The sequence below is a fragment of the Candidatus Omnitrophota bacterium genome (assembly GCA_023227985.1).
Classification (GTDB): domain Bacteria; phylum Omnitrophota; class Gorgyraeia; order Gygaellales; family Profunditerraquicolaceae; genus JALOCB01.
This window is the reverse complement of record JALOCB010000010.1, coordinates 34367-60298: the sequence shown is the minus strand read 5'-3', so window position 1 is coordinate 60298 and position 25932 is coordinate 34367. Positions and strand designations below refer to the sequence as shown.

Annotated in this window: 33 protein-coding genes and 1 tRNA gene; 2 read left to right on the top strand and 32 right to left on the bottom strand. The window is 49.4% G+C overall.

Translation table 11 applies throughout. The annotated features are described in order from the left end of the window. Positions 1–43: 43 nt before the first annotated feature. The 7 genes from M0R35_03770 to hisG all read right to left on the bottom strand — a co-directional run bounded on the left by M0R35_03770 (position 44) and on the right by hisG (position 5487). Positions 44–114: transfer RNA gene (locus tag M0R35_03770), tRNA-Gln, on the bottom strand. 271 nt (positions 115–385) lie between these two features. Beyond that, positions 386–793 (bottom strand): septation protein SpoVG family protein, encoded by a 408-nt coding sequence (locus M0R35_03765; GenBank protein ID MCK9594774.1) that lies wholly within the window; start codon positions 791–793, stop codon positions 386–388. Between the two features lie 22 nt (positions 794–815). Beyond that, complete coding sequence (gene ispE, locus M0R35_03760) at positions 816–1691, bottom strand: 4-(cytidine 5'-diphospho)-2-C-methyl-D-erythritol kinase (GenBank protein MCK9594773.1); 876 nt, start codon at positions 1689–1691, stop codon at positions 816–818. A 30-nt stretch (positions 1692–1721) separates the two neighbouring features. Further along, positions 1722–2654 (bottom strand): transketolase family protein, encoded by a 933-nt coding sequence (locus tag M0R35_03755; GenBank protein ID MCK9594772.1) that lies wholly within the window; start codon positions 2652–2654, stop codon positions 1722–1724. 5 nt (positions 2655–2659) lie between these two features. Next, complete coding sequence (locus tag M0R35_03750; GenBank protein MCK9594771.1) at positions 2660–3481, bottom strand: transketolase; 822 nt, start codon at positions 3479–3481, stop codon at positions 2660–2662. Next, on the bottom strand, positions 3481–4452 hold the full coding sequence (locus M0R35_03745; GenBank protein ID MCK9594770.1) for a tetratricopeptide repeat protein: 972 nt from the start codon (positions 4450–4452) through the stop codon (positions 3481–3483). Before M0R35_03745 ends, M0R35_03750 begins: the two co-directional genes overlap by 1 nt. A gap of 150 nt (positions 4453–4602) precedes the next feature. Beyond that, on the bottom strand, positions 4603–5487 hold the full coding sequence (gene hisG / locus M0R35_03740) for an ATP phosphoribosyltransferase (GenBank protein ID MCK9594769.1): 885 nt from the start codon (positions 5485–5487) through the stop codon (positions 4603–4605). 244 nt (positions 5488–5731) lie between these two features. On the opposite strand from hisG, the gene M0R35_03735 reads away from it, so the two are divergent. Further along, complete coding sequence (locus tag M0R35_03735) at positions 5732–7153, top strand: peptidyl-prolyl cis-trans isomerase (protein MCK9594768.1); 1422 nt, start codon at positions 5732–5734, stop codon at positions 7151–7153. Positions 7154–7330: 177 nt separating this feature from the next. Here M0R35_03735 and M0R35_03730 read toward each other — a convergent pair whose 3' ends face one another. The 19 genes from M0R35_03730 to M0R35_03640 all read right to left on the bottom strand — a co-directional run bounded on the left by M0R35_03730 (position 7331) and on the right by M0R35_03640 (position 20486). Further along, positions 7331–7543 carry a ferredoxin gene (locus M0R35_03730; protein MCK9594767.1) on the bottom strand — a complete coding sequence of 71 codons (213 nt, stop codon included), beginning with the start codon at positions 7541–7543 and terminating at the stop codon, positions 7331–7333. After that, the gene (locus M0R35_03725) at positions 7543–8427 is read right to left on the bottom strand and encodes a thiamine pyrophosphate-dependent enzyme (protein MCK9594766.1); all 885 of its coding nucleotides are present in this window, start codon (positions 8425–8427) and stop codon (positions 7543–7545) included. The genes M0R35_03730 and M0R35_03725 overlap by 1 nt, the downstream gene beginning before the upstream one ends. Next, positions 8420–9601: a pyruvate ferredoxin oxidoreductase gene (porA, locus tag M0R35_03720; protein ID MCK9594765.1), complete on the bottom strand. Its 1182-nt coding sequence runs from the start codon at positions 9599–9601 to the stop codon at positions 8420–8422. Before porA ends, M0R35_03725 begins: the two co-directional genes overlap by 8 nt. A gap of 30 nt (positions 9602–9631) precedes the next feature. Then, positions 9632–9892 (bottom strand): 4Fe-4S binding protein, encoded by a 261-nt coding sequence (locus M0R35_03715; GenBank protein MCK9594764.1) that lies wholly within the window; start codon positions 9890–9892, stop codon positions 9632–9634. Positions 9893–9970: 78 nt separating this feature from the next. Then, positions 9971–10519 carry a 2-oxoacid:acceptor oxidoreductase family protein gene (locus M0R35_03710; GenBank protein ID MCK9594763.1) on the bottom strand — a complete coding sequence of 183 codons (549 nt, stop codon included), beginning with the start codon at positions 10517–10519 and terminating at the stop codon, positions 9971–9973. Positions 10520–10672: 153 nt separating this feature from the next. Further along, on the bottom strand, positions 10673–12559 hold the full coding sequence (locus M0R35_03705; GenBank protein MCK9594762.1) for a glycosyltransferase family 39 protein: 1887 nt from the start codon (positions 12557–12559) through the stop codon (positions 10673–10675). Between the two features lie 22 nt (positions 12560–12581). Then, on the bottom strand, positions 12582–13613 hold the full coding sequence (locus M0R35_03700) for a methionine synthase (GenBank protein MCK9594761.1): 1032 nt from the start codon (positions 13611–13613) through the stop codon (positions 12582–12584). Positions 13614–13622: 9 nt separating this feature from the next. Beyond that, the gene (locus M0R35_03695; protein MCK9594760.1) at positions 13623–14000 is read right to left on the bottom strand and encodes a hypothetical protein; all 378 of its coding nucleotides are present in this window, start codon (positions 13998–14000) and stop codon (positions 13623–13625) included. A 10-nt stretch (positions 14001–14010) separates the two neighbouring features. Beyond that, the gene (locus tag M0R35_03690; protein ID MCK9594759.1) at positions 14011–14304 is read right to left on the bottom strand and encodes a YbaB/EbfC family nucleoid-associated protein; all 294 of its coding nucleotides are present in this window, start codon (positions 14302–14304) and stop codon (positions 14011–14013) included. Positions 14305–14307: 3 nt separating this feature from the next. Then, on the bottom strand, positions 14308–14793 hold the full coding sequence (locus M0R35_03685) for a pyridoxamine 5'-phosphate oxidase family protein (protein ID MCK9594758.1): 486 nt from the start codon (positions 14791–14793) through the stop codon (positions 14308–14310). A gap of 9 nt (positions 14794–14802) precedes the next feature. Next, positions 14803–15429: a lactate utilization protein gene (locus tag M0R35_03680; protein ID MCK9594757.1), complete on the bottom strand. Its 627-nt coding sequence runs from the start codon at positions 15427–15429 to the stop codon at positions 14803–14805. Further along, positions 15430–15897, bottom strand: coding sequence for a TlpA family protein disulfide reductase (locus tag M0R35_03675; protein ID MCK9594756.1), 468 nt, complete (start codon positions 15895–15897; stop codon positions 15430–15432). A gap of 35 nt (positions 15898–15932) precedes the next feature. Beyond that, a complete protein-coding gene (locus tag M0R35_03670) occupies positions 15933–16607 on the bottom strand; it encodes a sulfite exporter TauE/SafE family protein (protein ID MCK9594755.1) in 675 nt (224 codons plus the stop codon). Next, entirely contained in the window at positions 16591–16902 is a 312-nt protein-coding gene (locus M0R35_03665; GenBank protein ID MCK9594754.1) for a divalent-cation tolerance protein CutA, read from the bottom strand. Before M0R35_03665 ends, M0R35_03670 begins: the two co-directional genes overlap by 17 nt. Then, entirely contained in the window at positions 16893–17699 is an 807-nt protein-coding gene (gene pgeF, locus M0R35_03660) for a peptidoglycan editing factor PgeF (protein ID MCK9594753.1), read from the bottom strand. The genes M0R35_03665 and pgeF overlap by 10 nt, the downstream gene beginning before the upstream one ends. Continuing rightward, positions 17668–17910, bottom strand: a complete 243-nt coding sequence (locus M0R35_03655) for a DUF167 domain-containing protein (protein MCK9594752.1) — start codon at positions 17908–17910, stop codon at positions 17668–17670. The genes pgeF and M0R35_03655 overlap by 32 nt, the downstream gene beginning before the upstream one ends. Before the next feature lie 4 nt (positions 17911–17914). After that, positions 17915–18847, bottom strand: coding sequence for a DNA recombination protein RmuC (locus M0R35_03650; GenBank protein MCK9594751.1), 933 nt, complete (start codon positions 18845–18847; stop codon positions 17915–17917). An 80-nt stretch (positions 18848–18927) separates the two neighbouring features. Beyond that, the gene (locus M0R35_03645) at positions 18928–19647 is read right to left on the bottom strand and encodes a tRNA 2-thiocytidine(32) synthetase TtcA (protein MCK9594750.1); all 720 of its coding nucleotides are present in this window, start codon (positions 19645–19647) and stop codon (positions 18928–18930) included. Positions 19648–19676: 29 nt separating this feature from the next. Continuing rightward, a complete protein-coding gene (locus M0R35_03640; protein MCK9594749.1) occupies positions 19677–20486 on the bottom strand; it encodes a prepilin peptidase in 810 nt (269 codons plus the stop codon). Positions 20487–20760: 274 nt separating this feature from the next. Between M0R35_03640 and M0R35_03635 the strand changes: the two genes are divergently transcribed. Further along, entirely contained in the window at positions 20761–20985 is a 225-nt protein-coding gene (locus M0R35_03635; GenBank protein MCK9594748.1) for a hypothetical protein, read from the top strand. 12 nt (positions 20986–20997) lie between these two features. On the opposite strand, the gene M0R35_03630 is transcribed toward M0R35_03635, so the two are convergent. From M0R35_03630 to ilvC, 6 genes are all read right to left on the bottom strand, one after another. Continuing rightward, a complete protein-coding gene (locus M0R35_03630; GenBank protein ID MCK9594747.1) occupies positions 20998–21360 on the bottom strand; it encodes a cupin domain-containing protein in 363 nt (120 codons plus the stop codon). A gap of 25 nt (positions 21361–21385) precedes the next feature. After that, positions 21386–21835 (bottom strand): DUF4019 domain-containing protein, encoded by a 450-nt coding sequence (locus M0R35_03625; protein MCK9594746.1) that lies wholly within the window; start codon positions 21833–21835, stop codon positions 21386–21388. After that, positions 21836–22474: a tetratricopeptide repeat protein gene (locus tag M0R35_03620; GenBank protein ID MCK9594745.1), complete on the bottom strand. Its 639-nt coding sequence runs from the start codon at positions 22472–22474 to the stop codon at positions 21836–21838. Next, entirely contained in the window at positions 22471–23322 is an 852-nt protein-coding gene (locus M0R35_03615; GenBank protein ID MCK9594744.1) for a shikimate dehydrogenase, read from the bottom strand. The genes M0R35_03620 and M0R35_03615 overlap by 4 nt, the downstream gene beginning before the upstream one ends. Before the next feature lie 13 nt (positions 23323–23335). Further along, positions 23336–24844, bottom strand: a complete 1509-nt coding sequence (locus M0R35_03610) for a 2-isopropylmalate synthase (protein MCK9594743.1) — start codon at positions 24842–24844, stop codon at positions 23336–23338. A 70-nt stretch (positions 24845–24914) separates the two neighbouring features. Further along, positions 24915–25907, bottom strand: a complete 993-nt coding sequence (gene ilvC / locus M0R35_03605; protein ID MCK9594742.1) for a ketol-acid reductoisomerase — start codon at positions 25905–25907, stop codon at positions 24915–24917. Positions 25908–25932 lie beyond the last annotated feature (25 nt).

Genomic DNA, 25932 nt, shown 5'->3' with positions numbered 1-25932 from the left:
TTCCCCCGCACCCCCTTGGTTCTCATCCTTGCTTGAATTTATGTTGCCCGGCAAGGATTCGAACCTTGACAGTCAGACCCAAATTCTGATGTGCTGCCGTTACACTACCGGGCAATATAACTAAACCTTTAATTTAAACTATCAATATTTCCGGTCTAGATTCCACCCGGCATCTTAATCTTCAGACAGTCAGACCCTCCCGCCCTCGATCTAAACTACAGGCGGGGCTGATCCCGTCGATCATTCTTGCCTGCAAGACGGGGAAATTCTGATGTGCTGCCATTCGCCGTTCTTCTAGACTTCATATCGGAAACGGCATCCCGCCGCAAACTAAATGAGTTGCGGGACACTACCGGGCAAATGTAAAACTCCTCAATTAACCAGATTATACTTCCTCATGGGTAGTGGAAGCAGCAGGGCCTTTTTTCACTTCCTGTTCATACGCATCCAGGACTTTCTTTTGCAGATAATCCCGGAATTGCTGGGTTATCGGATGCGCGATATCTTTATGTTCAGCCTGGGCGTTCATCTCCGGGACTGCCGGTTGGCTGGATACAGGTAATTGCGCGCCGCACTGGTTACAAAACTTGGAACGGAACTCATTCTTAAAATTGCACTTATGGCAGGGCTGCTTGACTTTGCGGGAAGGCATGGCGATGAATACCCCGTTAGTCCCCTGGATCACTTTTATATTCCTGACTACGAATGCATTGTCGAAAGTAACTGTGGCGTAGGCCTTAAGTTTCTTATCCTGCGAATCCTTAAGAAATACCCTGACCTCGGTGATCTCCATATCTTGACCTCCCTGTTCTGATTCAAACTGTCCTAACCAGAAAGATACGCCAGAGACGGTGTTTCTCTTTCAGCTGCCCGAATAAACGCACAGCATCCTTTCGAGAAGAGAAAATACTAAAAACCGCCGGACCGCTTCCGGACATTAATGTCGGATTAGCGCCGAAATGGAGGATCGCTTTCTTTATTTTTACCACTTCCGGATAAAAACGCAGGGTAACCGCTTCCAAATCATTAAAAAGCGCTTTGTTTAAACCGGAAAAATCCTTATTTTTCAATACTAAAGTTATTAGTTTACCATCGGAAACCCTAATTGTCAACCCGGATTTACGCAGATCGTCCAATTTGTTATATATAAACGGGGTGGGCACGTTTATCCGTGGAACAACCAGGATATGCCATAAATGAAGCCCGGAAAGCTCCGGAACCGGCTTTATCTTCTCTCCTCTTGAGCTGACCAGGCCGAAACTAAGGTCCTGGATGAAAAATGGTATGTCGCTGCCTAATTTCGCGCCTAATCGGCTTAAACGCTGACGGCTGAGTTTCAAGCCCCAGAGCTTGTTCAAGCCCATAAGCACATACGCGGCATTGCTCGAGCCTCCGCCTAATCCCGCTCCTATAGGAATGCGCTTGGTCAAGCGGATGCGCACGCCTTTTGCGACCTTGAATTCATCCTTTAATAACTTCGCGGCCTTAAAAGCAAGATTGGAGGCGTCGCAAGGCAATGATCTTTCGTTCGAATAAAGCTCTATGGTGTTTTTCTTAAGCGGGGTAAGCGTGATACGGTCGGAAAGGCTGATTCGCTCAAAAAGGCTGTTTATATCGTGGTAGTTATCCGGGCGCTTGTTCAGGACGGACAGATACAGGTTTATTTTGGCGTAAGAATTAAAGGTAAGCACGGCTGATGTGGTTTTGCTAAAACCAGGTCATTAACCTGAGACTATGGCTTGCGCCGCTTTTTCTATGTCGCCGGCGGTAATATTATATTCTTTGAATAATTCTTCCGGTTCTCCGGATTGGCCGAACCGCGCTTTTATCCCTATGCTCAGGATCTTTGTCGGATGCCGCTCGGCGAGCAGGGCATCGACGCTGGAAGCCAGGCCGCCGATGGTGCTGTGCTCTTCGCAAACCACGATCCCTTTAGTGGAGCGGGCCGCGTCCAACAGGACATCCGTGTCCAGCGGTTTTATGGTATGCATATTTATCAACCTGGCCTTTACGCCTTTTGCCTTAAGGTTGGCGACCGCGGCCAATGATTCATTGACCATGGTCCCGCAGGCAACGATAGCCACGTCATTTCCCTGGGTCAGGACCTGCGCCTTGCCGATCTTGAATTCTCCTTTATTCTCCAGGGTGGGGACTTTCGCCCGGCCTAAACGGATGTAGCAGGGGCCTTTGGACTGAGCGACGGCAAGCAGCGCCTCACGGGTCTGCGGCCCGTCGCAAGGAACGATTATGTTCATATTGGGGATCACCTGCATCAAGGCGATATCCTCCAGCGCCTGATGGCTTGACCCGTCGGGGCCTACGCTGACACCGGCGTGGGTCGCGACTATCTTGACGTTAAAATTGTTGTAGCATATGGAATTCCTGACCTGATCCCAGGCCCGTCCTGTGGCGAATATGGCGAAGGTGGAAACAAAAACCTGCTTGCCGCAGCTGGCCAACCCTGCGGCGGCAGCCATCATATTCTGTTCAGCCACGCCCATATTGAAAAACCTCTTTGGGAAATCCCTGGCAAAAAGGCTGGTCCGGGTGGAGCTGGAAAGATCCGCGTCCATAACCACAATATTCGGGTTAACCTTGCCTAATTCCACCAGGGTCTTGCCGTACACATCGCGCTGATAAAGTAATTCCGTCATTTTTATTATTCCAGTTCCTTTAACGCCTTTTCCACCTGTTCGGGTGTAGGCGCGCATCCGTGAAAGCCGACCACATTCTCCATGAAAGACACACCCTTGCCTTTTGTGGTACGGGCGATGATTATCGTAGGCTTGCCTTTTACCGTCTTCGCCTGATCGTAGGCGCCGAGGATCTGGCGCATATTATGCCCGTCGATCTCTATAGTATGCCAGCCGAACGCCTGCCACTTGGCAGCAACCGGCTCAAGCCCCATTACCTCGCTGTTCTTCCCGTCTATCTGAAAACCGTTATAATCCAATATAGCGCAGACATTGTCGCATTTGTAGTGGCTGATCGCCATAGCCGCTTCCCAGACATTGCCTTCCTGTATCTCGCCGTCGCCCATCAGGCAGTAAACACGGTAATCTTTTCCGTCAAGCCTGGCGGCAAGCGCGATCCCCAAGGAAACGGACAACCCCTGGCCCAACGATCCGGAAGCGGATTCCACTCCCGGGGTGCGGCGGTCGGGATGGCCTTGGAGCATCGAACCCAGCTGACGCAAGGTGAACAGCTTCTCCTGCGGGAAATATCCTGATTCGGCAAGCGCCGCGTACCATAACGGGCAGCAATGCCCTTTAGACATATGAAAACGGTCGCGATCCGGCCAGTTAGGCTCCTGAGGCTTATGCTTAAGGGCCTCAAAGAACAACGCGGTGACCAGGTCAGTGGAAGAAAGGCTTCCTCCGGGATGCCCGGAGCAGGCCTTGCCCAGCATCCGCACAATAAGCCTGCGGATATCCTTAGCCTGGAGTTCCAACCCCTTTATTTTATCGTCCGAATATTCCATTATCTCTTCAGCCCCTTTATTTTTTCTTTGACCTTATCCTGATCGGATTTAAGTTCTAAGGATTTTTCCCAATTCAGCCTGGATCTTTCCCGGTCGTTCATAGAGTAATAGACATCGCCCAAATGGTCGTAGATCACCGGGTCCTCCAGCAGGCCGGCCGCCTTTTCCAGCTGGACCTGAGCCTCTTTAGGATCGCCCTTTTTAAAATAAAGCCAGCCCAGGCTGTCGATATACGCGCCGTTATCCGGAGAAAGCTCCACCGCTTTTTTTATCAACTTCTCCGCCTCGGCAAGGTTGCGGTTTTCCTCGACATAAAGATACCCCAGGTAATTCAAGGCCTGGTGAAAATCAGGGGCCATCTCCAGGACCTTTTTCAGCTCAAGGACAGCCCTGTCCCGGTCTTTCTGCTCGTCATAAACGCTGCTTAAAAGAAATCGGCTTTCGGCGTCCTCAGGGGACAACTCCAGCACTTTCTTGTAGATGCCCTCGGCCGCTTTGTAATCTTTTTTCTCCAGATACAAAAGGCCCAGTTTCTTCAAGACCCCTGAGTTCTTGGGCTCAAGGCGCGAAGCGTTCTTCAGCGCCTTTTCATATTCATTTCCGGCAGCGTCTAATTTTTCCTGGGAAAAATACAAGAGGGCCAATATCGCGTGCGGCTCAACGGATTCCGGATCGAACTTCGCGGCGAGGCTCAGTTCCGCGATCGCGCCGGGGGTGTCCTTTTTCTTCAGGTAGACCGCGGCCAGGTTCAGATGGATCGCCGCGTTCTTGTAATCGGCGCTTAACGCCTTTTTATATTCTTCGACAGCCTGATCCAGATCTCCGGCTTTTTCGCTCAACCCGGCCATGATATAATGGCTCAGCGCTGCGGACATCCTGCGGTCAAAGGCAAAGGCATTGCGGCAGGCGCAAAGAACCGCGCTCAGGCATAAAACAACCGCCCCCATCCTCAGATAAGACCTAAAAACCATTATATGTGCCGATAAGCCTGAGGCGTTTATGCCCAGGCTCTTTTCTTGATATGGCGAAGACGGCGACGCATCTTTTTTCTCTTATGGGTCGCTATCTTTCTTCTTTTTCTTTTTTTACCGCAAGGCATTGTATTCCTCCGTAATACTTCGTTAATAAATTATCTTGTTTAAAGGATATTCGATGATCCCCTCCGCCCCCGCCGCTTTTAAAGCGGGGATCAGCGTCCGGACCACTTTCTCGTCGATTATAGTCTCTATGGCGACCCATCCCTGGGCGGAAAGCCCGGAGATCGTGGGCTCCTTGAGCGCGGGCAAAAGCCCGGACACTTTCGCGACATCGGACTTTTTGACGTTCATTTTCAGGCCGACCTTACCTTCAGCTGCGATGGCCCCTTTTAAAAGAAGCGCGATCTGGGCGATCTTGGCCTTTTTCCAAGCGTTCTTATAGGAATCTTTATTGGCGATGAACTGGGTCGTGGATTCGCACAGGGTATCCATTATCGCCAGCTTATTGGCCTTAAGGCTGCGGCCGGTCTCGGTCAATTCCACGATGGCGTCCACCAGCCCGGAGCTCACCTTGACCTCGGTGGCGCCCCAGCTGAATTCCACGTCCACTTTAACTTTATTCTTCTTAAAGAAATCCTTGGTTACATTGACCAGTTCCGTGGCAACGCGCTTGTTGTTCAAATCCTTCAGAGACCTTATCCCGGTGCATTCCGGCACAGCCAGGACCCAACGGACCTTGCTCATGCTCTGCTTGGCGTAAACCAGATCCGTGACCCTGACCACGTCTGAGCGGTTCTCCAGTATCCAGTCATTTCCGGTGATCCCGCAATCCAAAGCCCCGTCCTGCACGTACCTGGACATTTCCTGCGCCCGCAACAATACCAGATCTATCTGGGGATCGTCGATATAAGGAAAATATGAACGTTCCGAAGGCAAAGAAACGCTGAAACCGGCCTTCTTGAACATCCTGAAAGTGGCCTCTTGCAGGCTTCCCTTAGGCAATCCGAGTTTCAAAACGTTATTTTTCATTTGATCATCCTTCCTTGTCTAAAAATGTATTTATTCCTAACACGGTGTTTTATTATACATTTAGCGGAATGGCTTGTAAAGAAAAAATTGTATTATTTGGAATTTTGGTTATAATAGGATTTTATATAGCCAAACGGTTTATTGCGCAATGCATTTACACCCAACCTAATTGGAAAGGTTGGTGCACCCGGCCACATAGAAATGTCCGGTGTGCGCATTGTATCCGTATCCAAGGAGGAACAAAATGTTAAAAATGTTGAATAACAAGAAAGTCCAGAAAAAAATATGGCTGGCGCTTATCGTCCTGGTCCTGCCTGCCTTCTTCTTATGGGGGACTAACAGCGCGACTAACCAGAAAAAACAGGAAGCTGTCTATGGCAAGCTTTTCGGCAAGACCATTCAGCAGCAGGATTACCTCGACGCCCTGAAGGCCTCGGAGGTCCAGGCGATGATGCGTTTCGGGGAGGATTATTACACCCTTCAGAAAATGCTCAATCTCAAGGGCCTGGCCATTCAGCGCCTCATCCTTCTGCACGAAGCCGCAAAACGCAAGATCCGCATCTCGGATGCCGAGCTTGTCCGGGAGCTGCAGAACACCCCCGCCTTTCAGAGAAATGGGCAATTCGACAAAAAACTTTATGAGAACAGCGTTAAATACGGCCTACACCTGCAGCCCCGTGTATTCGAAGAGCAGACCCGGCAGAACCTGATGATCCAGAAGGTATATGAAGCTGTAACCAAAGACATAACCTTGACGAATGACGAGATCAAAAAGGCATACAAGAAAGAAAACGAGCAGATCAGCCTTAATTATATCGCCGCCATCCCGGCGGATTTCGAAAAAGACATAACCCCGTCAGAAGAAGAAATAAAAGGCTATTTCGACAAGAATTCCCTGGAATTCAAGCTCCCCCTCTCCTTCAATCTGGAATACCTGGAAACAGATTCCAAGACAAAAATGGATGACGTGGCCTTCCGCTTGGCCAGGAAAGAATCCCTGGAAAAAATATCCCGGGATTGCGCCCTGGTTATAAAGGAAACCGGCCTGTTCGGCCAAACCGACCCTATACCCGGGATCGGCTGGCTGCAAGAGGTATCGGAGCAATTGCCATCCCTGAAGATCGGGCAGACTATTCCGGCGGTAGAGCTGGATAAACGCTATTATCTGATGCGGCTGAAAGAAAGAAAAGATCCTTATATCCCGGAATTCGAGGCGATCAAAGAGAAAGTCAAGACAGCGGTGATCAAAACAAAAAGCAAGGATATCGCCCGGGAAAAAGCTAAAGTCTGCATGGAAAAGCTGCAGGCCGCTTATCAGGCTAACCCTAAAACCGCGGATTTCGAAAAGATCAGCAAAGAACTTCAATTGACCATCAACTCCACAGACTTGTTCAAGGATAACAGTTATATCAACACTATCGGGGCATCGGATGATTTTTTCAAAGCGGCTTATGATCTTAAAACCGAACAGCCTGCAGGGCCGATCGAGACAAACTCAGGGATATATATAATAAAACTAAAAGAAAAGATCGGTATCGACGAAAAGAAATATAGCGAGGAAAAAGCAGTGTTCAGTCAAAAAGCTGTTCAGCAGAAAAAGGACGATGCCTTCAGCACGTTTCTTTTAGAACTTACCAAAATCGCCACCAACCAGCAGACGTTGTAGCTAACGCATTTAAGGATATAGGGTTACAAATAAATGTTTTAAGCGAAATTATATTCGTTTCCAAATAAAAAACCCTGGTCATTTTGAACCAGGGGTTTTTATTTATTCCATTTTAACCGCCAAAACATTTATTTGTAACTCAATGCATTCCGGCGAGTTAGATACAACGTCTACAGATCAGCTGACTTTGATCGCGGTGACCGGGCACTGATCAGCCACTTCCTTGAGATTGTGCTGGTCGCAAAAGCTGGCCTTAACATGGGCGATACCATCGCCTTCGACCTTGAATACTTCAGGACAGGCCTGTTCGCATAAACCGCAACCCACGCAGGCCGAATTATCAATTGTAACTTTTACCATCTTGTTGCCCTCCTCAAATTTGAGCCTTATCAGCTCTGGGTGTTTTCTATTTTTAAACCGTATTTCGCGATATTCGCATCCGCGATATCCTGGACTTTCTTTATCTCATCCGGAGCCGCCAATAAATGCTTAAACCTGCCCTGGACTTTCAGGTATTCGCTAACCGGTTTAGGGGTGATCTTGCGCACAGCGGCAAGCTTACCATTCTCGTATTCGATCAAGGGGTATAATCCCGTATCCACCGCCAGCTTTGCCACATCGGAAGTAAGCTGCGAACCATGCTGCCATCCTAAAGGACAGGGAACATGGATCTGAATGTATTTAGGCCCTTTTATCAAAAGCGCTTTCTTTACCTTTCTTTGTATGTCCTGGGGATATGCCACCGAAGCGGTAGCCACGTACGGGATACCATGGGCCATTGTTATTTCCGGCATAGGTTTTTTGAAACGCAGGTTGCCGAAAGATTTAGCGCCTTTGGGGCTGGTGGTGGTATTCGCGTCAAAAGGAGTAAGCCCGCTTCGCTGGATGCCGGTATTCATGTACGCCTCGTTATCATAACACACATACAGTATGTCGTGGCCCCGCTCCAACATCCCGGATAAAGCCTGCAAACCGATGTCCGCGGTACCGCCGTCGCCGCCCTCGGCGATAACGTTTATTCCGTCCTTCTTCCCCAAATACTTAAGCGCGGCTTCAACGCCTGAAGCGACCGCGGCTGAATTCTCGAACAGGGAATGGACGAACGGGATATCCCAGGACGACTCAGGGTATTTGGTGGAAAAAACCTCGAGGCATCCGGTGCTGTTGGCCACCATAGTATTGCGGCCCGCAGCCTCAAAAACTAATTTTACCGCCATTGACTGGCCGCAGCCCGAACAGGCAGTATGTCCGGAATTAAAGATATTTTTACTCATAATTCTCCTTTAAAAGTTCAGGTTTCAAATCGATAAACTCACAGGACTTTTCTTTCTGGGTAAGCATGCGGAAGATCTCTTTTATCGAATCCGGGGTGATATCCCTGCCGCCAAGCCCGGCGACAAAGCTGCTGATAACCTCCGGTTTATTCTTTTTGCCGAAAAATACCGCCCTGGTCTCCACGGCCAACGGCGCGTAAGACCCCAGGGATACTGATTTATCCAGGATACCAACTTTGGGAACGCCCTTTAACGCCTCATAGATCGCCTGGACCGGAAACGGGCGGAAAGATGAAACTTTCAGCAGCCCGACTTTCTTGCCTTTTGCCCTGAGTTCATCAACCACATCCTTGATCGTGCCGCAGACCGAACCCATGGCCACGATGACCCTTTCGGCGCCTTTCAAATGATACCCCTCCACCAGGCCGTTATAATTACGGCCGAAGACCCTGGAAAATTCCGCGGTTAATTTCGGGATAAGGTCCAACGCCTTTTTCTGGGTTTCATGGATCGCATAACGGGTTTCCGTGTAATAATCCGGATCAGCCAGCGGCCCCAGGGTGATGGGGTTATCCACATCCAACTTGTATAAAGCCTGGTAAGGAGGGAGAAATTTATCCACCTGCTCCTGGCTGGGCATATCCACTGTTTCAATGCCGTGGGTCAGGATGAAACCGTCCATACAGACCATTACCGGCAGCATCATGGATTTATCCTCGGCTAATCTGTAGGCCAGGAAATGCAAATCCACCGCTTCCTGGATATCCTCGGCGTAGAGCTGGATCCATCCGGCGTCGCGCAGTGAAATGCTGTCCTGCTGATCGTTCCAGATATTGATCGGCGCCGATATAGCCCGGTTAGCGTCGGTCATTACCAAAGGAAGGCGCATACCCGCGATATTAAAGACCACCTCAGCCATCAGGAAAAGCCCCTGCGAACTGGTCGCAGTGTAAGAGCGCACGCCGGCGGCCTCAGATCCCAACACCACAGAAGCGGCTGAATGCTCCGATTCGACGTTGACAAACTGCGCGTCTATATGCCCGTCGGCGACCATCTGCGCCAGCTCTTCGACGATATGGGTCTGGGGAGTTATGGGATAAGCGGATATTACTCCGGGTTTACAAAGCTGTATAGCCCTTGCTACTGCCATCGAACCTTCAAGAAACTCTTTCATATTTTAACCCTCTTTCTCTTTTCTTATATTTTAAAGGGATTCTTCCTTAACCATCTCAATATCTTTTTTCGGGCAGATCAGCGCGCAGCCGCCGCATCCCTTGCAATAAGCCGGATCAAAGGTATAGGCATTCTTCTCCGTCCCCTCGATACAACCTTCGGGACAAATGACTAAGCACATCTTACAGCCGATGCAATTCTTGTGCAAAAAATTAGGCCGGGATTCCACGCGCCATGAACCTGTTTTATTATTCCTGCTGGTGCCTGGCTTACAATTTAATGGACCGAACATATTGAGCTCCTCAAATTTGATCCGCCTTAGGCGGAGAGAATTTGACCCCGAGCGAATTGCGAGGGGTTAAATTAAGACTTATTTCATCAGATTCTTAACGAAATCATACCCCTGTTTGATCGCTTCGACATTGGCGTCAACAGCTTTTCCGGAGAATCTCTTCTTTATGGCCGCGAATAACGAATCCAGCTCCAATTCACCGGTAGCGGCGCAGAACCCGCCGAGCAACGCGGTGTTTCCCAAAGGCCGGCCGATGGTCTTCATCGCTATATCGTTGGCCGGGATAACATACGCTTTTTGCTTGGTTTTTACCTTGGGGACCTCTATCCCTTCCCTGGCGCTGACAATAGCTATGCCGTCCTCTTTCAGGCCGGAGAAACAGTTGAAACCGCGCATCAGCGTGGCATCGACTATAATTAGATAATTCGGCTCATAGATCTGGCTTCTCAGCCGCACGGGCTTATCGTCCACGCGGACAAAGGCGTTCATCGGCGCGCCCATCCTGGCCGCCCCGAAATGCGGAAAGGCGTAAGGATACATCCCTTTAAGAAAATATGCATTGCCCAATATAGACGCCGTGGTGATCGCCCCTTGTCCGGCGCGGGCATGGATTCGTATTTCTTTCATCGGTTAAGCTCCTTAGATTTGATCCGCCTTAAGCGGAGAGGATTTAACCCCGGCGAATTGCGAGGGGGTCCGAAAACAGGCTTTATAATATTACTTTCAGGTTATTTTGTCAAATAGTTTCTTGTCATTATCCCGGGAAACCGGGATACGCGCTCAGGGCCCTCCCCCCTCATTTTTATTGCCCCGGGCATTGAACAACTCCTGCAAAAACTCAGGGTTGACCGTAGCGTAATACTTAAGCGCTTCATTGGCGTGGTCCCGGGCTTGCTTTACGTCTTTCTCGACATAAAAGTAATATACCGCCAGGTTATTATGCGCCTGTCCGTTTGCCGGATCCAGCTTTATGGTCTCCCGGTATTCAGCCGCGGCCTCTTGGAACATATCTTTCAGGTAATAAACATTGCCGAGGTTATAATGCGCCTGGGCATACCCCGGATTTGCCCGGATAGCATTAAGGTATTCCCTGGACGCCTGATCGTTTTTATTTTCCCGGATATACGCGTTGCCCAGATTATTATAGGAAACCGCGAAATCATTCCTGGAGTTTACGGGGAATGTCGGTTTATAGGCCAACAGGAACAATCCACCCAGCAATAAAGAGAATAAAAACAACTCCTTCAATCGTTCGCGCTTGAAAAGCCTCGCATAACCGAAGGCGCCATAAGCGCCTAATACGATCATAAAAGGAACAGCAGGCATCCGGTATCGCGCCGCCATATAGTAAAGGCACAGAAAAACCACGTGGCCGCAAACAAACAAAATTACCGCGTAGGCATTGCGCACTTTTTTACGCACGGCAAGAACAGACCCGGCCACGGCGAACGGCGCCAGGATGCCGAATGAGAATAAAGGATAGTTCAACGCCGGGATGAATCTTTTACAAAAATAATAATTGACGTTCAGGTGAATTTCTTCCTCGTTAAAAAAAAGAGCCAGTTTTTTAAGGCATAAGCGAAAATACCGAGATTTATTGTTCACCGCGAAAAACAGCCCTTTCTTAAGCCAATACCGGGATTTATTGTTCACCGCGAAATACAGCCCTTTCTTAAGCCAATACCGGGACTTTTTGTTCACCGCGAAATGCAGCCATTTGTTGAACCCGCACCGGGAAGCATTTTTAGCGATCACGGAGTTACCTTGGGGAATTTCCTTTTGCGGGCCACCATCCTTGTCCGCTTCGGCAATACGGGCATAAGCTTTTACCTGGTCTACCGGAGAGTCCGGTATTCCGTAAAAAGGGGTATATGTCCCGCGGGCAAAAGGATTATTCCCGATAAAAAAATTCAGCCCCCCTTGCGCGGGGAACGGCGAAAAATTCTTTTCGATCAAATAGTTCTTCACTGCAAAAGGGAATAGCACCGCGGATACGCATATAATAATAAGCCCGAGCGGCAGAGCAATATCCCGGATAATGGCCCTGGTCCCGTTAATATACAAAAGCCAAAACATAAGCAGAGGCACGAATAATAAAATGCTTGCTTTTAATACCGCGGCCAGGCCCAGGACAACGCCGGCAAATACCCAGGCCAACGGCTTTTTTTTATCCTGCGCCCGCAGGACGAGCAGAACGAATAAAACGTTCAGAAAAACAACGAGCGTGACATCCAGGAGGAACCCCGTATAGAATACCGCCATCGCGTAACCGGCGTAGATGAACGCTGTCGCCAGGCCCAGGATTTCGTTCTTGAATACCCTGACGCTCAGGAAATACAACAATAAACATGTCAAAGAATCCAGTATGGCCTGAAGAAAAACCGCCGCAACAATGCTGTGGCCGAAAATAAAATAAACCGCGGATAAGAATAACGGGTATAGGGGATTAAGACAAACCGAATCTTTATATAGGAAGTTTCCTTCGACTATCTTCATGGCAAAGAGATCGTAAAATCTCGAGTCGCCGGCAAAAAAATTAAAAAGAGGCGTGGCCTTCAGTTGCCATATATATATAAGCCTGATCAGCAGGGAAAGAATGGCAATACCAGCCAGGATACCGCCTTTGGGGAGGGATCGCGATCCGAGGCTATTGGATGTTTTCTTCATCGGACAACTTAAGAACGGTTTATCAGTATTTTCGCAAACGCGAAGAAAGCAGTTTTAAGAGGCTTAGGATCTGTTCGGCTTTTTCAACATCCAGGGTCCCCAGGCCGCAGCTCGGGCTGACCAGAAGATTATCCAGGATAAGGTCACGGTCCAAGCCTTTCTTGATCAAACCGCTGATCCCGGCTTCAATCTTCCCCAAAAGCAGTTCAAGGCTGATATCCGGTCCGAATTCCCGGGTCGGGACTATACCACAGCAAAGCAACCCGCCTTTACTAAGGTACGCCTTAAGATTAGCGCTATAGATCTCCAGTTTATCCCAGAAGCCATAGGCATCGAAATTGATCAAATCCATTCCCGCATCGTCGGTAAATATAGACCAATCGGTGTTGCCGCAGCAATGTACCCCGGCCAACGCCCCTGCGGACTGAAATGCCCGGGTCAATTCCGACAGGTCCCTGACCACGCCCTCTCTGCTCAAAGGGCTGAAGGCCGAACCGAAACAAGCCAGGTAAGGCTCATCCAGAAAGATAATTATCTTTTTTCCGAATCCCTTTAATTTATCGATCTGCCATAGGCCTTTCATCATCAGCCCCTTGATAACCGCCTGCATATAGACAGGATCGGAGATCATGGCTTTACCGTCGGGAGAATTAACGCTCCCGGCGAAAGTGAACGGGCCGGTGATCTGGCATTTAATTAATTCTACCCTCCCCAGATCGCTATTCTTCAGCCTGCGGCATAATTCGTAAAAACCCGGGGCAAAATCCTCGCTGATCTTAAAATGATCCACGTCATTGGCAATGATCCGCTCATAGAAGCTTTCCATCTCTTTATCATACTGGCGCGGATCGAACATCAAACCATCCGGGGTGACTTTGAGGCAGGGCATATTCTCGCTGAACTGCGCGACCATCCCTTCTTTCACGCTGCGTTTTGGCAACTGTGGCCAGAACGGGATCTCCGGAAGGCACTTTAACACCAGATCGACCGCCGCGCTCGGGTCCTTGTGCGGAAGACTTCCTATACCTGTAGCAAAACCCCTTATTCTTTTCATATCGCTCACCTATAGCTTGATATCGCCCAGCGCGGGCTTCAATGCCGTGTCAAATTCATAGACATCCCTGAAATCCTCGATCGTATCCATTTCGGTCTTGGAAAGCAGTTTTTTATCTATCATATTGAATACTATGTTGCCGAAGTCATCGGTTTTGCTTATCCCCCAGTGAGTAAAAACCGTCCTGGCCATCGGGCCGTATTGCTGAAGGGCGAATTCCCGCACTCCCTCCAAGAGCTCTTTACCGCTTATATGCCCGCTCTTTTTAAGCTCTTTCTGGGTAAAATAAAGCGCCTCCAGGACGAACTCATAAGCGTCGGGCTTATAACGCCTGTCCTGCCAACAGATACTTTCGACTACGCTGTGAAGATCAACCTTATCAGCCATGGCTTTATGCTCACATCCCCGGGAGTTTCAACCCGGTAATGTCTTTCATTTTCTGAGCGGCGAGTTCCTGTGAATGTTTTACCGAGCGGTTAAACGCGTCCTTGAACGCCTTGGAAAGTTTTTCTTTCTGGTCTTCGGTGATATCCGAGTTTATCCGCACATCCTTAACTTCCTGGGAGCCATTCATGGTTATCTTAACCGCTCCGTCCGAGCTTTGGATCTCGAAGCTGGCGTTATCCAGCTCACGCTTTATCTCCTGCATTTTTTTCTGCATATCCATCAAACCCTTGATCTTATCGAACATCGTTTACCTTTCTTTATATTGCCCTGTTTTTTCGCGGGTCACCGTTCCGCTGTAATCCACTTGCACCACTTCTTCCATCTTTATTTTAAAGACCGCGAATTTCTTGGCCGCCGCCAAAAGCTCAAAATTATCATGGCTCTTGCCTGTGCTCACGCCTTTAAGCACCCGTTCAATGGAAAGATTGATCTGCTTCTGGGAAACCTGGCCGATTATCTCCTCATAAGACTTCCCCTGAGTGATGACCTCCACGCCTCCGTTTATCTGATAACCTTTAAGCGTTTCGGTGTTCACAAACGACAGGCAAACCCGGGGATTGACCTTCAGATTCTCATAGGTCCTGCCGATGGTATAATCCACCAGATAAATGGACTCACCCTCGATCTTCAACAACAGCTTAGGCACGGAATTAGGCCGGCCTTGCAGATCGCAGGTAGCCACATTGATGAATTCCCGGTTCTTCAACGATTCATTTATGATCTCGGTCAGCATAACGTTCCTTTAGAATCCCAGCGGCGTTCCCACAAGAATAACTCTTAACCTGTCGCGCGCGGGTTCAGCTTCTATGATCAATGTCTGGCAGCACATTCTTTTATATTCCGGGTAAAAACAGATCTCCTTGTGGCATTTACCGTCCGCATGGCAAGGAGCCGGCCAATCCAGGCGTTTACAGTTAAGCGGGGCGACATATTGCCTGGCCCTTTCCAACGCCGAAGGCAGATCATCGGTGACCTTATTCCTCCCGGCGATAATGATCACATGCCTGGCATTGGCCAATCCGGCGATCCTCTGGCCGAACGCGCTAAAGAAAACCAACTCCCCAGTACGGGCTATGGCGTTCGCGCTGGATAGATAATAATCGGCTTGCGCTCCCAGCTTGCGCAGCTTCATGTTCTCGTTATTGGTCAACCCGGGTTTATAAGGATTAAAAACCTTGTTGCCGCGAGCCTCCAATAATTTGATCAAACCTATCTCTTCCAGGGTCCGCGAACCGGAAAAACCCACTGTCGCAGTAACAGGAATGATACTGGACAGCTTCGTATAAACATCCGAGGGCTTAGGCAGATATATCCCTTTGATATTCCGTTTATTCCAATTGTCCAGGAGCTTCGCGATATCTTTTTGCATTTATCGGGCTGATCTCTTGGCTATTTCATCCGCCGGATAACGGTTATCCCGGAAGACCACCTCTCCCTGCTTATTCAACAAAACGTACAAAGGAATACCCACAACACGGAAATAACCGACTGTTTCCTGATCAATGTCCAGGAGGACCTTGAATTTCAGCTCATAATCCTTAGCGACCCTCGCAGCCTTATCCCGCGATTCACCGGCGTTAATAGCCAGGACATCAAACCCGGATCTTTGCAGGCCCGGATATTTCTGGTTAAGATCGCGCAGGCCGATAAGGCAATACGGGCACCAGGACGTCCAAAAGATCAAAAGAACCGGTTTTTTACCCCGGTATGCCGCAATGGATACCGCCTTAGAATCAAGATCATTGAGCGTAAAATTTACCGGGCCGGATATATCCGTTGCAGGCAGGGATCCCGCGGCCCAAGCCTGCGGCGTTGATAAAAACAAACCGATAATCATAAACATCAAGATGACTAAGACGGTTCTTTGCATTTTTAAAACCTTTCGATCCCGTTGTAAATAAAATACCCGGCCATGATCAACAATAGCGCCCCGGCTATTCTCTTGATGTAAACCATCCATTTACCCGACCTGGGAATATTTACCAATAGCCCGGAGAACGTCCCTGCCAGTATAAGGCTGAACCCCATGCCGTAAGCGAAAGTCATCAAAAGAGTCATTCCGTAAACCACCTTGCGGGTAGTGGCTATATGGCTTAAAATCGAGACCAGCGCCGGGGTCACGCACGGTGACGCCACTAACCCGGAACTTAAACCCAGCAAAAAAACCGCCGGGAAACCTTTGGTCTTGCGCTCCCCGGTCTTTATTTTTATTACCTGCGGCAAAGGCAAATTAAATAAACCGAGCATATTCAGCCCGAAGAGCGATATAAGCCCTCCGACCAGGATATAAGTCCAGGGATGCGAGGCGATCTCGCCAAAAAGACGCCCGGTCAAAGAAGCAAAAAGCCCAAGGATAGAATACGTTACCGCTATGCCGGACACATAGACCAGGCTTAGGAAGAATCCGCGTAAACGCGAGCCTGCGGCCTTTATCCCGATCACCCCGACGCTCACCGGGATCAACGGGTAAATACAGGGAGTAAAACTTACCAAAACCCCGCCCCAGAAGGAAAAAAGATAATCCCAGGGACTAACCGACAGATTCATCGATCCACCTTAAATAGTCGCCGCTGCCGTCAATAATAGGCACGGCAATGACCTCCGGGACCTCATAGCTATGCAAAGATTTCACCATCTTGACTATCGCCTTGAACCTGGCTTTAGTGGACTTGACGATAAGGATCACCTCTGCCTGACGTTCGGTCTTACCCTGCCAAATAAATATGGAGCGGACATCCCCGACAATGTTCACGCAGGCAGCCAACTTGAACCTTACCAACTCATCGGCTATCCGACGGGCCTGTTTTTTATCTTTCGCGGTGATCAGAACTATTATACGCATCTTTTACTGCGCTCCTTGGCGCGATTATCCATCCGGCAATCCCTGAGCATCATCACTGACATCATCCTGCCCGCGGCTTTGCCTTCCTTTCGATACGAAAACAACTGCCCGCCATCACACATAGTGCACTGACCTGCGGCCGAGATATTCTTATCCTTAAGACCGTATGATAAAAGCTGCTCTTTATTTACCGCGGCCAAATCCAGATAAAGGCTGTTTTCCTTTTCGCTCAAACCGGAAACGAACAAATCCGCGAATTCCGGGCCGACCTGATAACAACATCCGCCTATCGCCGGTCCCATCCAGGCGCACAGATCACCGGAACGGGCGCCAAACCGCTTTTTCATCTGCCCTGCGGTTTCAGCCGCGATACCGGATTTTGTCCCTTTCCATCCTGCGTGGACCAAACCTATACTATTGGTCAACGGGTCATATAAAAATACCGGCAAACAATCAGCGGTAAATATCGCCAAAGCCAGGCCGGGCTGCCTGGTAATAAGCGCGTCGGTATTGTCTATAGCTTCCACGTAAGAACAAGCCCCTTTACCCGCATCCGCCTCTTCGATCAGGGCCACCGCGCATCCGTGGACTTGTTTGGCGCAAACCAGCCGGGATAGATCGATCCCTAAATCCCCTAAGAAATCCTTCCGGTTATCCAGCGAATCCCGGGTATCCCCGTAATTCAAAGACATATTCCCGTGCCCGCGGCCGCTGACCCCTACAACGAGGGCTTTATCGAATAAACCCAAAAAAGGCCGGGCTTGATCATTTTTTAATACCGGGGTTGGCGTCGTCATCTATTTGAACAACCTTGTTCCTGCTGGTATGGCCTTTTATTATCTCCAACTGGTATTTTTTTATGCCCAGATATTCGGCCAATACGCGGATCAACTGGACATTGGCCTCACCGTCATGGGCGGGCTTGGTCAAATAAACCTTCAAAACGCCGTTCTCCTTTTTGACCGCGCTGCGGCTTGAACCGGGAACGACTTTTATATCCAGCCTCATATCCTTATTCCTGAACAACCTGCTTACTGTCCTGTATGTCCGCCATACGGTCGGAAAGCCGCTCCAGCCTTTTAGCGCCGTCGTCAAAAGCGCGGTGGGCGTTGGACAGATGCTTGCCTAAAAGCTCAAAATCCTCTTTGAACTTGGAGATCTCCACGGAAAGCATCCCCAGGTGTTTCAATATTTCCTTGGCGTTCTCCTCGACCTTAAGGCCTTTAAGCCCCAGGCAGATGACCTGAAGATAGGCGTAAAATGTGTTCGGCGAGACCGGAATAACTTTCTTGGAGATTGAATACGCGAAAAGCTCCTGCTGGATGGTGACCTCGTAATAGACGTTCTCCGCAGGGATATACATCAGGGCAAAATCGTAGGTGTTTTCCTGGGGGAGGATATATTTGGAGGCAATTTCGTCGATCCGGTTCTTTATATCCTGGATGAACTTCTTGCGCAGGGAATTCTTCTCCTGTTCGTTGTCGGTGGCGGCCATTTTTTGAAAATTTTCCAGGCTGAATTTCGCGTCCACCGGGACCAGCCGCTCGCCCAGCTTGATCACCGCGTCCACTGTATCGGAGGTCCTGAAGCGGTATTGCGTTTGGAAATGTTTAACCGGCAGGACCTGGGACATCAAATCTTCCAGCAGGGTCTCGCCGATCTGCCCCCTTAATTTCGGGGCGCGCAAAAGATCCTGCAGGCTGGCGATATCCTTGCTGATCTCGAAGATATGGCGGTTGCTCTGCTCCAACCGGCCCAGCGATTCGCTGACGCTGCCGAATATGCTCGTGGCGCTTCCCAGGCTCTGGCCGATCACCTTGTTGGCGTCCTGCAGCGAATGATTCATCTGGTTCAGCCGCTCGTTAACCTGGGATGAGATCTTCAGCACAATGCCGATTATGATCCCCGCCAGGACAAGGAATAACGCCCCGAATAACCACACCATTTATAGCCCCGTTCGTTGTAGTTTTATTCTTAAAATACTGCGTCTGACCGTTTCTTATTATACCACTTAGGCGTGTTTTGTTAAAGCAGATAATCCTTTTTTATGCGTTGAAGGCTGCGAAAAATATTGGTTTTCACTTCCGGACAGGTCTTACGCAGGCCGCTGATGATCTTGCCCATTTTAGCGCGGTGTGATATTACCGAATTAGGGCAGGTGCAGCTGTCATGGGGGATCTTCTCCTGTTTGACGAACCTGGCGATCATCTCCTCCTCCACATAGGCCATCGGGCGGATAAGGGTTATCCTGCCTTTGAACAACTCCTGGTTCGGACGCATCCCGGAGATCTCACCCTGAAAGAACATGTTCAACAGCACGGTCTCGACTATATCGTCCTGGTGATGGCCCAGCGCCACTTTGGAAAAACCCAGCTTAGCCGCGGCCTGAAAAAGCGACTTCCTTCGGTTCCAGGAGCACCAGAAACAATTAATATCCTTTTTCTTGGTTTTCTTAAGGGCGTCTGTTTTCTCGATATGATAATCAACCTTAAGTTTGCGGAAATATTTGATCAGCGCCGCCGAATAAGAGCGCGGATAGCCCTGGTCCACATGAATTGCCATAAGATCGTATTTGACCGGGACAAAACGCCTGCGCGCATTAAGTATCCGCAACAGCGTCATGCTGTCTTTGCCGCCGGATACCGCGACAGCGATCTTATCGCCGGCCTTGATCATCCCGTAATCAATGATCGCCCGGCCGATCCTTTTGGAAATATAATACTCCAATCCCTGCAAAACTGCCATCTCATCCCCTTCAAGACCCGGTCTTGTAATTATCGCAGCAACAACAACTTAAGCACTGTGTCCATCCAGAATATCCCGATAAGCGCGGCCAGCGACAAGAACGGTCCGTAAGGGATGGTATGATCTTTTTTAACAGCTATGTTCATCAAACCAACCGCTGCGCCAAAAAACGGAGCGATAAAAAAAGTGAACAAAGCGATCTTCCAGCCCAAAAACGCTCCGATCATCGCCAGGAGCTTCACGTCCCCTCCGCCCATAGATTCGGTCTCTCCCTGTATCGGAGGCTTCTTGAGCAGCTTAAAATATATCAGATCAAAAATAAACCCGGTCAGATAAATAATCCCTCCACCGACAATAACCCCCAGGCAGGAATTCAAAAGCGGAGCGAATTTCGCTCCGGGATGGGCGATAAAAAGGCTTTTTACCAAACTTAACAGCAACCCGACGACTATCCCTCCCAGTGATATCTCATCCGGGATGATCCGGTAACCGATGTCTATAAAAGTGGAAATGATCAAGCCGCAGATGAACAGGCTGTAAAGAAAAAACTCAAAACTCAATCCAAAACGGACGAACATGGCTAAAAAAACCAGCCCGGTCAAGAGCTCCACCAGCAAATACCTCGGCGATATTATCTTTTTGCAGTAACGGCACCGCCCCAGCAACAGGCAATAGCTCACAAATGGAATATTATCGTACCAGGGGATGGCTTTTTTGCAATTCGGGCAATGCGAACCCGGGCTGACCACGGATTCATTCAACGGCATCCGGTATATACAGACATTCAGAAAACTTCCGATGATCGCGCCGAACAGAAACACAAAAATATTTTCCAGCATTAAAACCTCCTTGCCAGTTAGGCAACACTGACGCATATTCCGATTGCGTCAGGTGTAATTATCATAACGGCTCAACACCAACGCATATTCCGATTGCGTCAGGTGTAATTATCATAACGGCTCAACACCAACGCATATTCCGATTGCGTCAGGTGTAATTATCATAAAGGCTCAACACTGACGCATATTCCGATTGCGTCAGGTGTAATTATCATAACGGCTCAACACCAACGCATATTCCGATTGCGCGGGGTGCCAATTACACCAGATTGCAATGTTATTCAAATCCTTCCCGCAGTTTTGCCCAGACCGTTTTTACCTGCCCGGCGATGTTCTTATCCCGGGTATCTTCTTTTTATCCAAAGCCCTGACCCCGGCCGGGGCGTCCTCGGCAGAGATCTACTTCCCGGCAACCGGAGCCGCTGATACGGCGATATCGCATATTGATATTGCAGCCAGTATAATAAATACGGCGATCAGGATCTTCATAAATCTTTAAATTGTGGATTTATCAGACAAAGACTTTCTCATCTTCCTTGCGCCAGGCAGGATCTACTATGCACAAAAAAAGCAGGCTTTGCCGTCCTGTATTCTTTATATATTGCCGCGCTCCCGGAGGGATATAAACCGCGCAGCCAGGCAGCACCTTGCGTGACCTCCCGTTGATATACATAACGCCTTTGCCGTTGAGTATATAATACACCTCGGATGTTTTAAGCCGGTGTGGGATGGTGACCTGCCCGGGCTTTACCGCGGCGCGCGCCAGGCTGTACCCGATGCGCAGATCCGCCTTATCCGGATGGAGCAATTCCCTCAAAACCGAGCCGTCACCGGCGACGAATTCCGGGCACTGCTTAAGATCCCTGACGAGCATAAACTGTTGCCTTTTTAAAATGACCTTATTTTTTTAGGATCAGGTTCTTCGAATTAATATGGTAGCCTGACAAAAGCCACGCCCCCTGGTAACGAATCAGGGTAAAATTCTCTTTAGCCTCAGCGTTGTCATGCGTTATCCGATAGCGCATATCGCAATAAAGCGCGCCCTTGGAATGCCGGATATTCCAGCCGGTCAACTTGGCGCTTTTAGCCTTGCCCAGATTGGCGTACACAATGCCCATTAGTTTATCGAAATCCGGGCGGCTTATATTCTTCTTGAATTTCGCGGCAGAAAGCTTGTCATATATGTAACCGAAATCCCTGGCGTTATACCTTGCGTAGAATTTACCGACGAACCCCCGGGCCTGCGGCAGGACCGTTCTGGCCTCGATAAAATACGCGATCCTTGTATAGATAAAAAACGCAACGCAGAGTCCGAATATAGCCCATAACGCAAGTGAGATCTTTCGCATTTATTTATCCCCGGCCACAAAAGGGATCTTTATCCTGACCGGGCTCTGGACATCTTTGCGGTTAAGCCGGCTCCAATCCTCGATCGCCTTTTCCAGGTTTCCTTGATAATAATAAGCCACGCCCCGGCTCAAATAAAAGATGTATTCCCGTGGATTTATGGCGATAGCCTTGTTGTAATCAGCGATAGCCTGCTCATAATGCGACTTCTTCTGATAGACCAACCCGCGGTTATAATACGCTTGCGCGTAACGGGTATTGATCTTTATCGCCTTGCTGAAATCGCTCAGGGCCTTGATCAGGTATCCTTTGTATTCATAAGCCTTGCCGCGGTCATTATATACCGTATGATCCGAGGGATCGATCTCCAGGGCTTTGTCAAAATCAGCGATCGCCTTGTCAAAATCCCCTTTGGCCCGGTAGGCAAGCCCGCGATTGACATAACCGGAGGAATCCCGGGGAGCGAGCGCGATAACCTTGCCGAACTCCAATATGGCCTGGTCATACTTCATTTTCTTATAATAATCATCCCCTTTTGCCATAGCCTGATCATCAACAAGCCCGGCAAAGGTATCCGCGGCAAACAAAGATAAAACAATAAGGATAAAAACCGGGATCAGAAAATAGCTTCTCGCTCTCATAAACATTTCCCCTCCTTTATGGCTTCCTCCATTATGGATTTAGGCGCTTTTTTGCCGGTCCATATCTGTAATGAACCCATACCCTGGTACAAAAGCATGCCCAGCCCGTTCGCCGTCCGGCATCCTTTTTGCCGGGCTGTTTCCAAAAGTTTGGTGCAGGCCGGATTATAAACCAGGTCATAAACCAAAAGCCCTTTACGCAAATATTTAGGCTCCATTAGCAATTTATCTCCCGGGGCCATTCCCACGGACGTGGTATTCACCAGCAGGTCGGCATCTTCGATGTCCAGATCTTCGGTCCTCGCGGCTAATTTTAATTCAATATCCTTGAAATTCTCAGCCAGCCGCAAAATCAAATGCCGGGCTTTTTCCAGGTCACGGTTATAAATAGCGATCTTCCGGGGTTTTAACCCGCACAGAGCAAAAGTTATAGCCTTGCTTGCGCCACCGGCCCCCAAAACCGCGATCTTCATTCCTTTCGGGTCGAAGCCCAGATCTTCATGGAGGCTTTTAATAAACCCTGCGCCGTCGGTATTAAAACCTTCCAGTTTATGTCCGGAGACCTTTACGGTATTCACCGCGGCGATCATCCGGGCGTCCGGATGTATGTAATCCAAATACCTGATCGCCTCTTCTTTATAGGGAACGGTTATGTTGAAACCCTTGATATCCTGCTTGAATATATCCGCGAAAAACGCGTCTAATGCATTGCGTTCTATTTCAAATATGCGGTATTCGGCGTCGATATTCAGGGCTTTGAAAGCGGCGTTGTGCATTAACGGGGAAAGGCTGTGTTTGGCGGGATACCCCAGAATTCCGTAAATCTGCTTGGCGGATTCTTTAATCATTAAGTAAGTTGTGTCAAAGGCTTTCGATCTTATTCACTGCGTTGAGATACGCCCGGATTGAAGACTCGATAATATCCGTGCTTGAACCGCGGCTGGAGGCGACCTTGCCTTTTGCCTTCAGCTTAAGGCTGACCTCTCCGAGAGCGTCCTTGCCTTTGGTGACCGCCTCGATGCGGTAATCCTGCAATTCGCATTTAATTCCGGTGAGCTTGTCTATGGCCTTAAAGCAGGCATCGACCGGCCCGTCGCCGGTTGATTTAGCGCGAACCAGCTGGCTCTTATATTTAAGGGCAACCTCGGCGGACGGGACGATCCTGGTCCCGGAAGTAGTGACAAAACTATCCAGGCTCCACACCGGCTTGCTGGTCTTTATCTCATCCTCGACAAGGGAGATGAGGTCGTCGTCAAAAACCGTTTTCTTCTTATCCGCCAGCTCTTTGAACCTGGCATTGACTTTATCCAGCTCCGCCTGACTTAGGTTAATAAAACCCAGCTCTTTCAGTCTTTCGTTAAGTGCGTGGCGGCCCGAATGCTTTCCCAGAACGATCCCCGAGCCGGTAAAGCCGACATCTTCCGGCCGGATTATCTCATAGGTCGAGCGTTCTTTCAACACCCCGTCCTGATGTATCCCGGATTCATGCCTGAAGGCGTTGCCGCCGACAATAGCCTTATTGGGAGCGACCGCGAAACCGGTAAGCTTGCTGACCAACCTGGAGACCTTGTAGATCTGGCTGGTATTGATATGGGTTTCCAGGCCGGAGTAAATATCCTTGCGGGTCTTCAAGGCCATAACGATCTCTTCAACCGAGGCGTTGCCTGCCCTCTCGCCTATACCATTCACCGTGCATTCAACCTGCCTCGCCCCGTTCTTGATCGCGGAAAGCGAATTAGCCACGGCCAGGCCAAGGTCATTATGACAATGCACCGAGATGACCGCCTTATTGATATTCGAGACATTCGATTTTATCGACTTGATCAGGTCCCCGTATTCGCCGGGATCGGTATAACCGACAGTATCCGGGATATTAACCGTGGAAGCGCCGGCGGCGATCACAGCCTCAACGACCTTAAAAAGGAATTCCCTTTCCGTGCGCGAGGCGTCTTCCGGGGAGAACTCGATATCCCCGCAGAGGTTCCTGGCGTATTTGACCGACTCAACCGCAAGCCTGAGTATCTCGCCTTCAGCTTTCTTCAATTTATACTGCATGTGGACCTTGGAAGTAGCCAGAAAAACGTGGATCCGCGATCGACGCGCCGGCTTTACCGCGTCCCGCACTGCATCGATATCCGCTTTAACCGCCCGGGCCAGGCCGCAAATTACCGGGCCTTTGATGGACTTGGCAATAGCCTTGACTGATTCGAAATCACCTGGCGAAGAAACAGGGAACCCTGCCTCGATTATATCCACTCCCAGATCCGCCAGGCCGGAAGCCACCTCCAGCTTTTCTTTATGGTTCAAAGAAGCACCAGGGGCCTGCTCTCCATCCCGCAGAGTCGTGTCAAATATGATTATTTTTTCCATATGTCTCCAAGACCCGGTCTTATAACTCATCTAATCGCAGTATGTTAGAAGACCGGGTCTTGATTATTGATTATTTTTTCATCCAGGGCATCATTTCCCTGAGCTGCTTTCCTACTTCTTCTATCTTATGCGTATCGCCGTCCTTGAGCAATTTGTTAAAATTCGGCCGGCCTAATTCGTTCTCTTTGATCCATTCCTTGGCGAATTTACCTTTCTGTATCTCTTTCAATATTTTCTTCATCTCTTTCCGGGTCTTCTCGGTAATGATCCTCGGGCCGCGGGAAAGATCGCCATAGCAGGCGGTATTGGAAACGCCCCGGCGCATCCCGCTGATCCCTTTTTCCTGGATCAAATCGGTGATCAGCTTTAATTCATGCAGCACTTCGAAATACGCTATCTCCGGCTGGTATCCGGCTTCGATCAGAGTATCAAACCCGGCTTTGATCAACTCGCTTACACCGCCGCAAAGAACCGCCTGTTCGCCGAAAAGGTCGGTCTCGGTCTCTTCCTCGAAAGTGGTTTCGATCACGCCGGCAGTGGTAGCCTTAAGGCCTTTCGCGTAAGCTAACGCCAATTGCTTGGCCTGGCCTGTGGCATCCTGGAAAACAGCGATCAAACAAGGAACGCCTTTTCCTTCCTCATACATACGCCTGACCAGAGCGCCAGGGCCTTTAGGGGCGATCATGAATACATCAATGTTCTTCCCGGGTTTTATCTGTTTAAAACGGATATTGAACCCGTGCGAGAAACAAAGCGCTTTGCCTTTTTTCAGGTTGGGCTTTATAGATTCGCTATAAACTTTAGCCTGGACATGATCCTGGGTGAGGATCTGGATTATATCCGCCTGTTTTGCCGCTTCAGCGGCGGAAACCGGGATGAACCCGTCTTTTTTAGCCTGTTCGAAATTCGGCGTGCCTTCCATCTCCGAAACCACAACATCGCATCCCGAATCCCTCAGACATAAAGACTGTCCCCTGCCCTGGATACCGTATCCGATGATCGCGATCTTCTTGCCTTTAAGAAGATTCAGGTCAGCGTCATTGTCATAATAGATCTTAGCCATTTCTCCTCCTGGTTGTTTTTTAAAC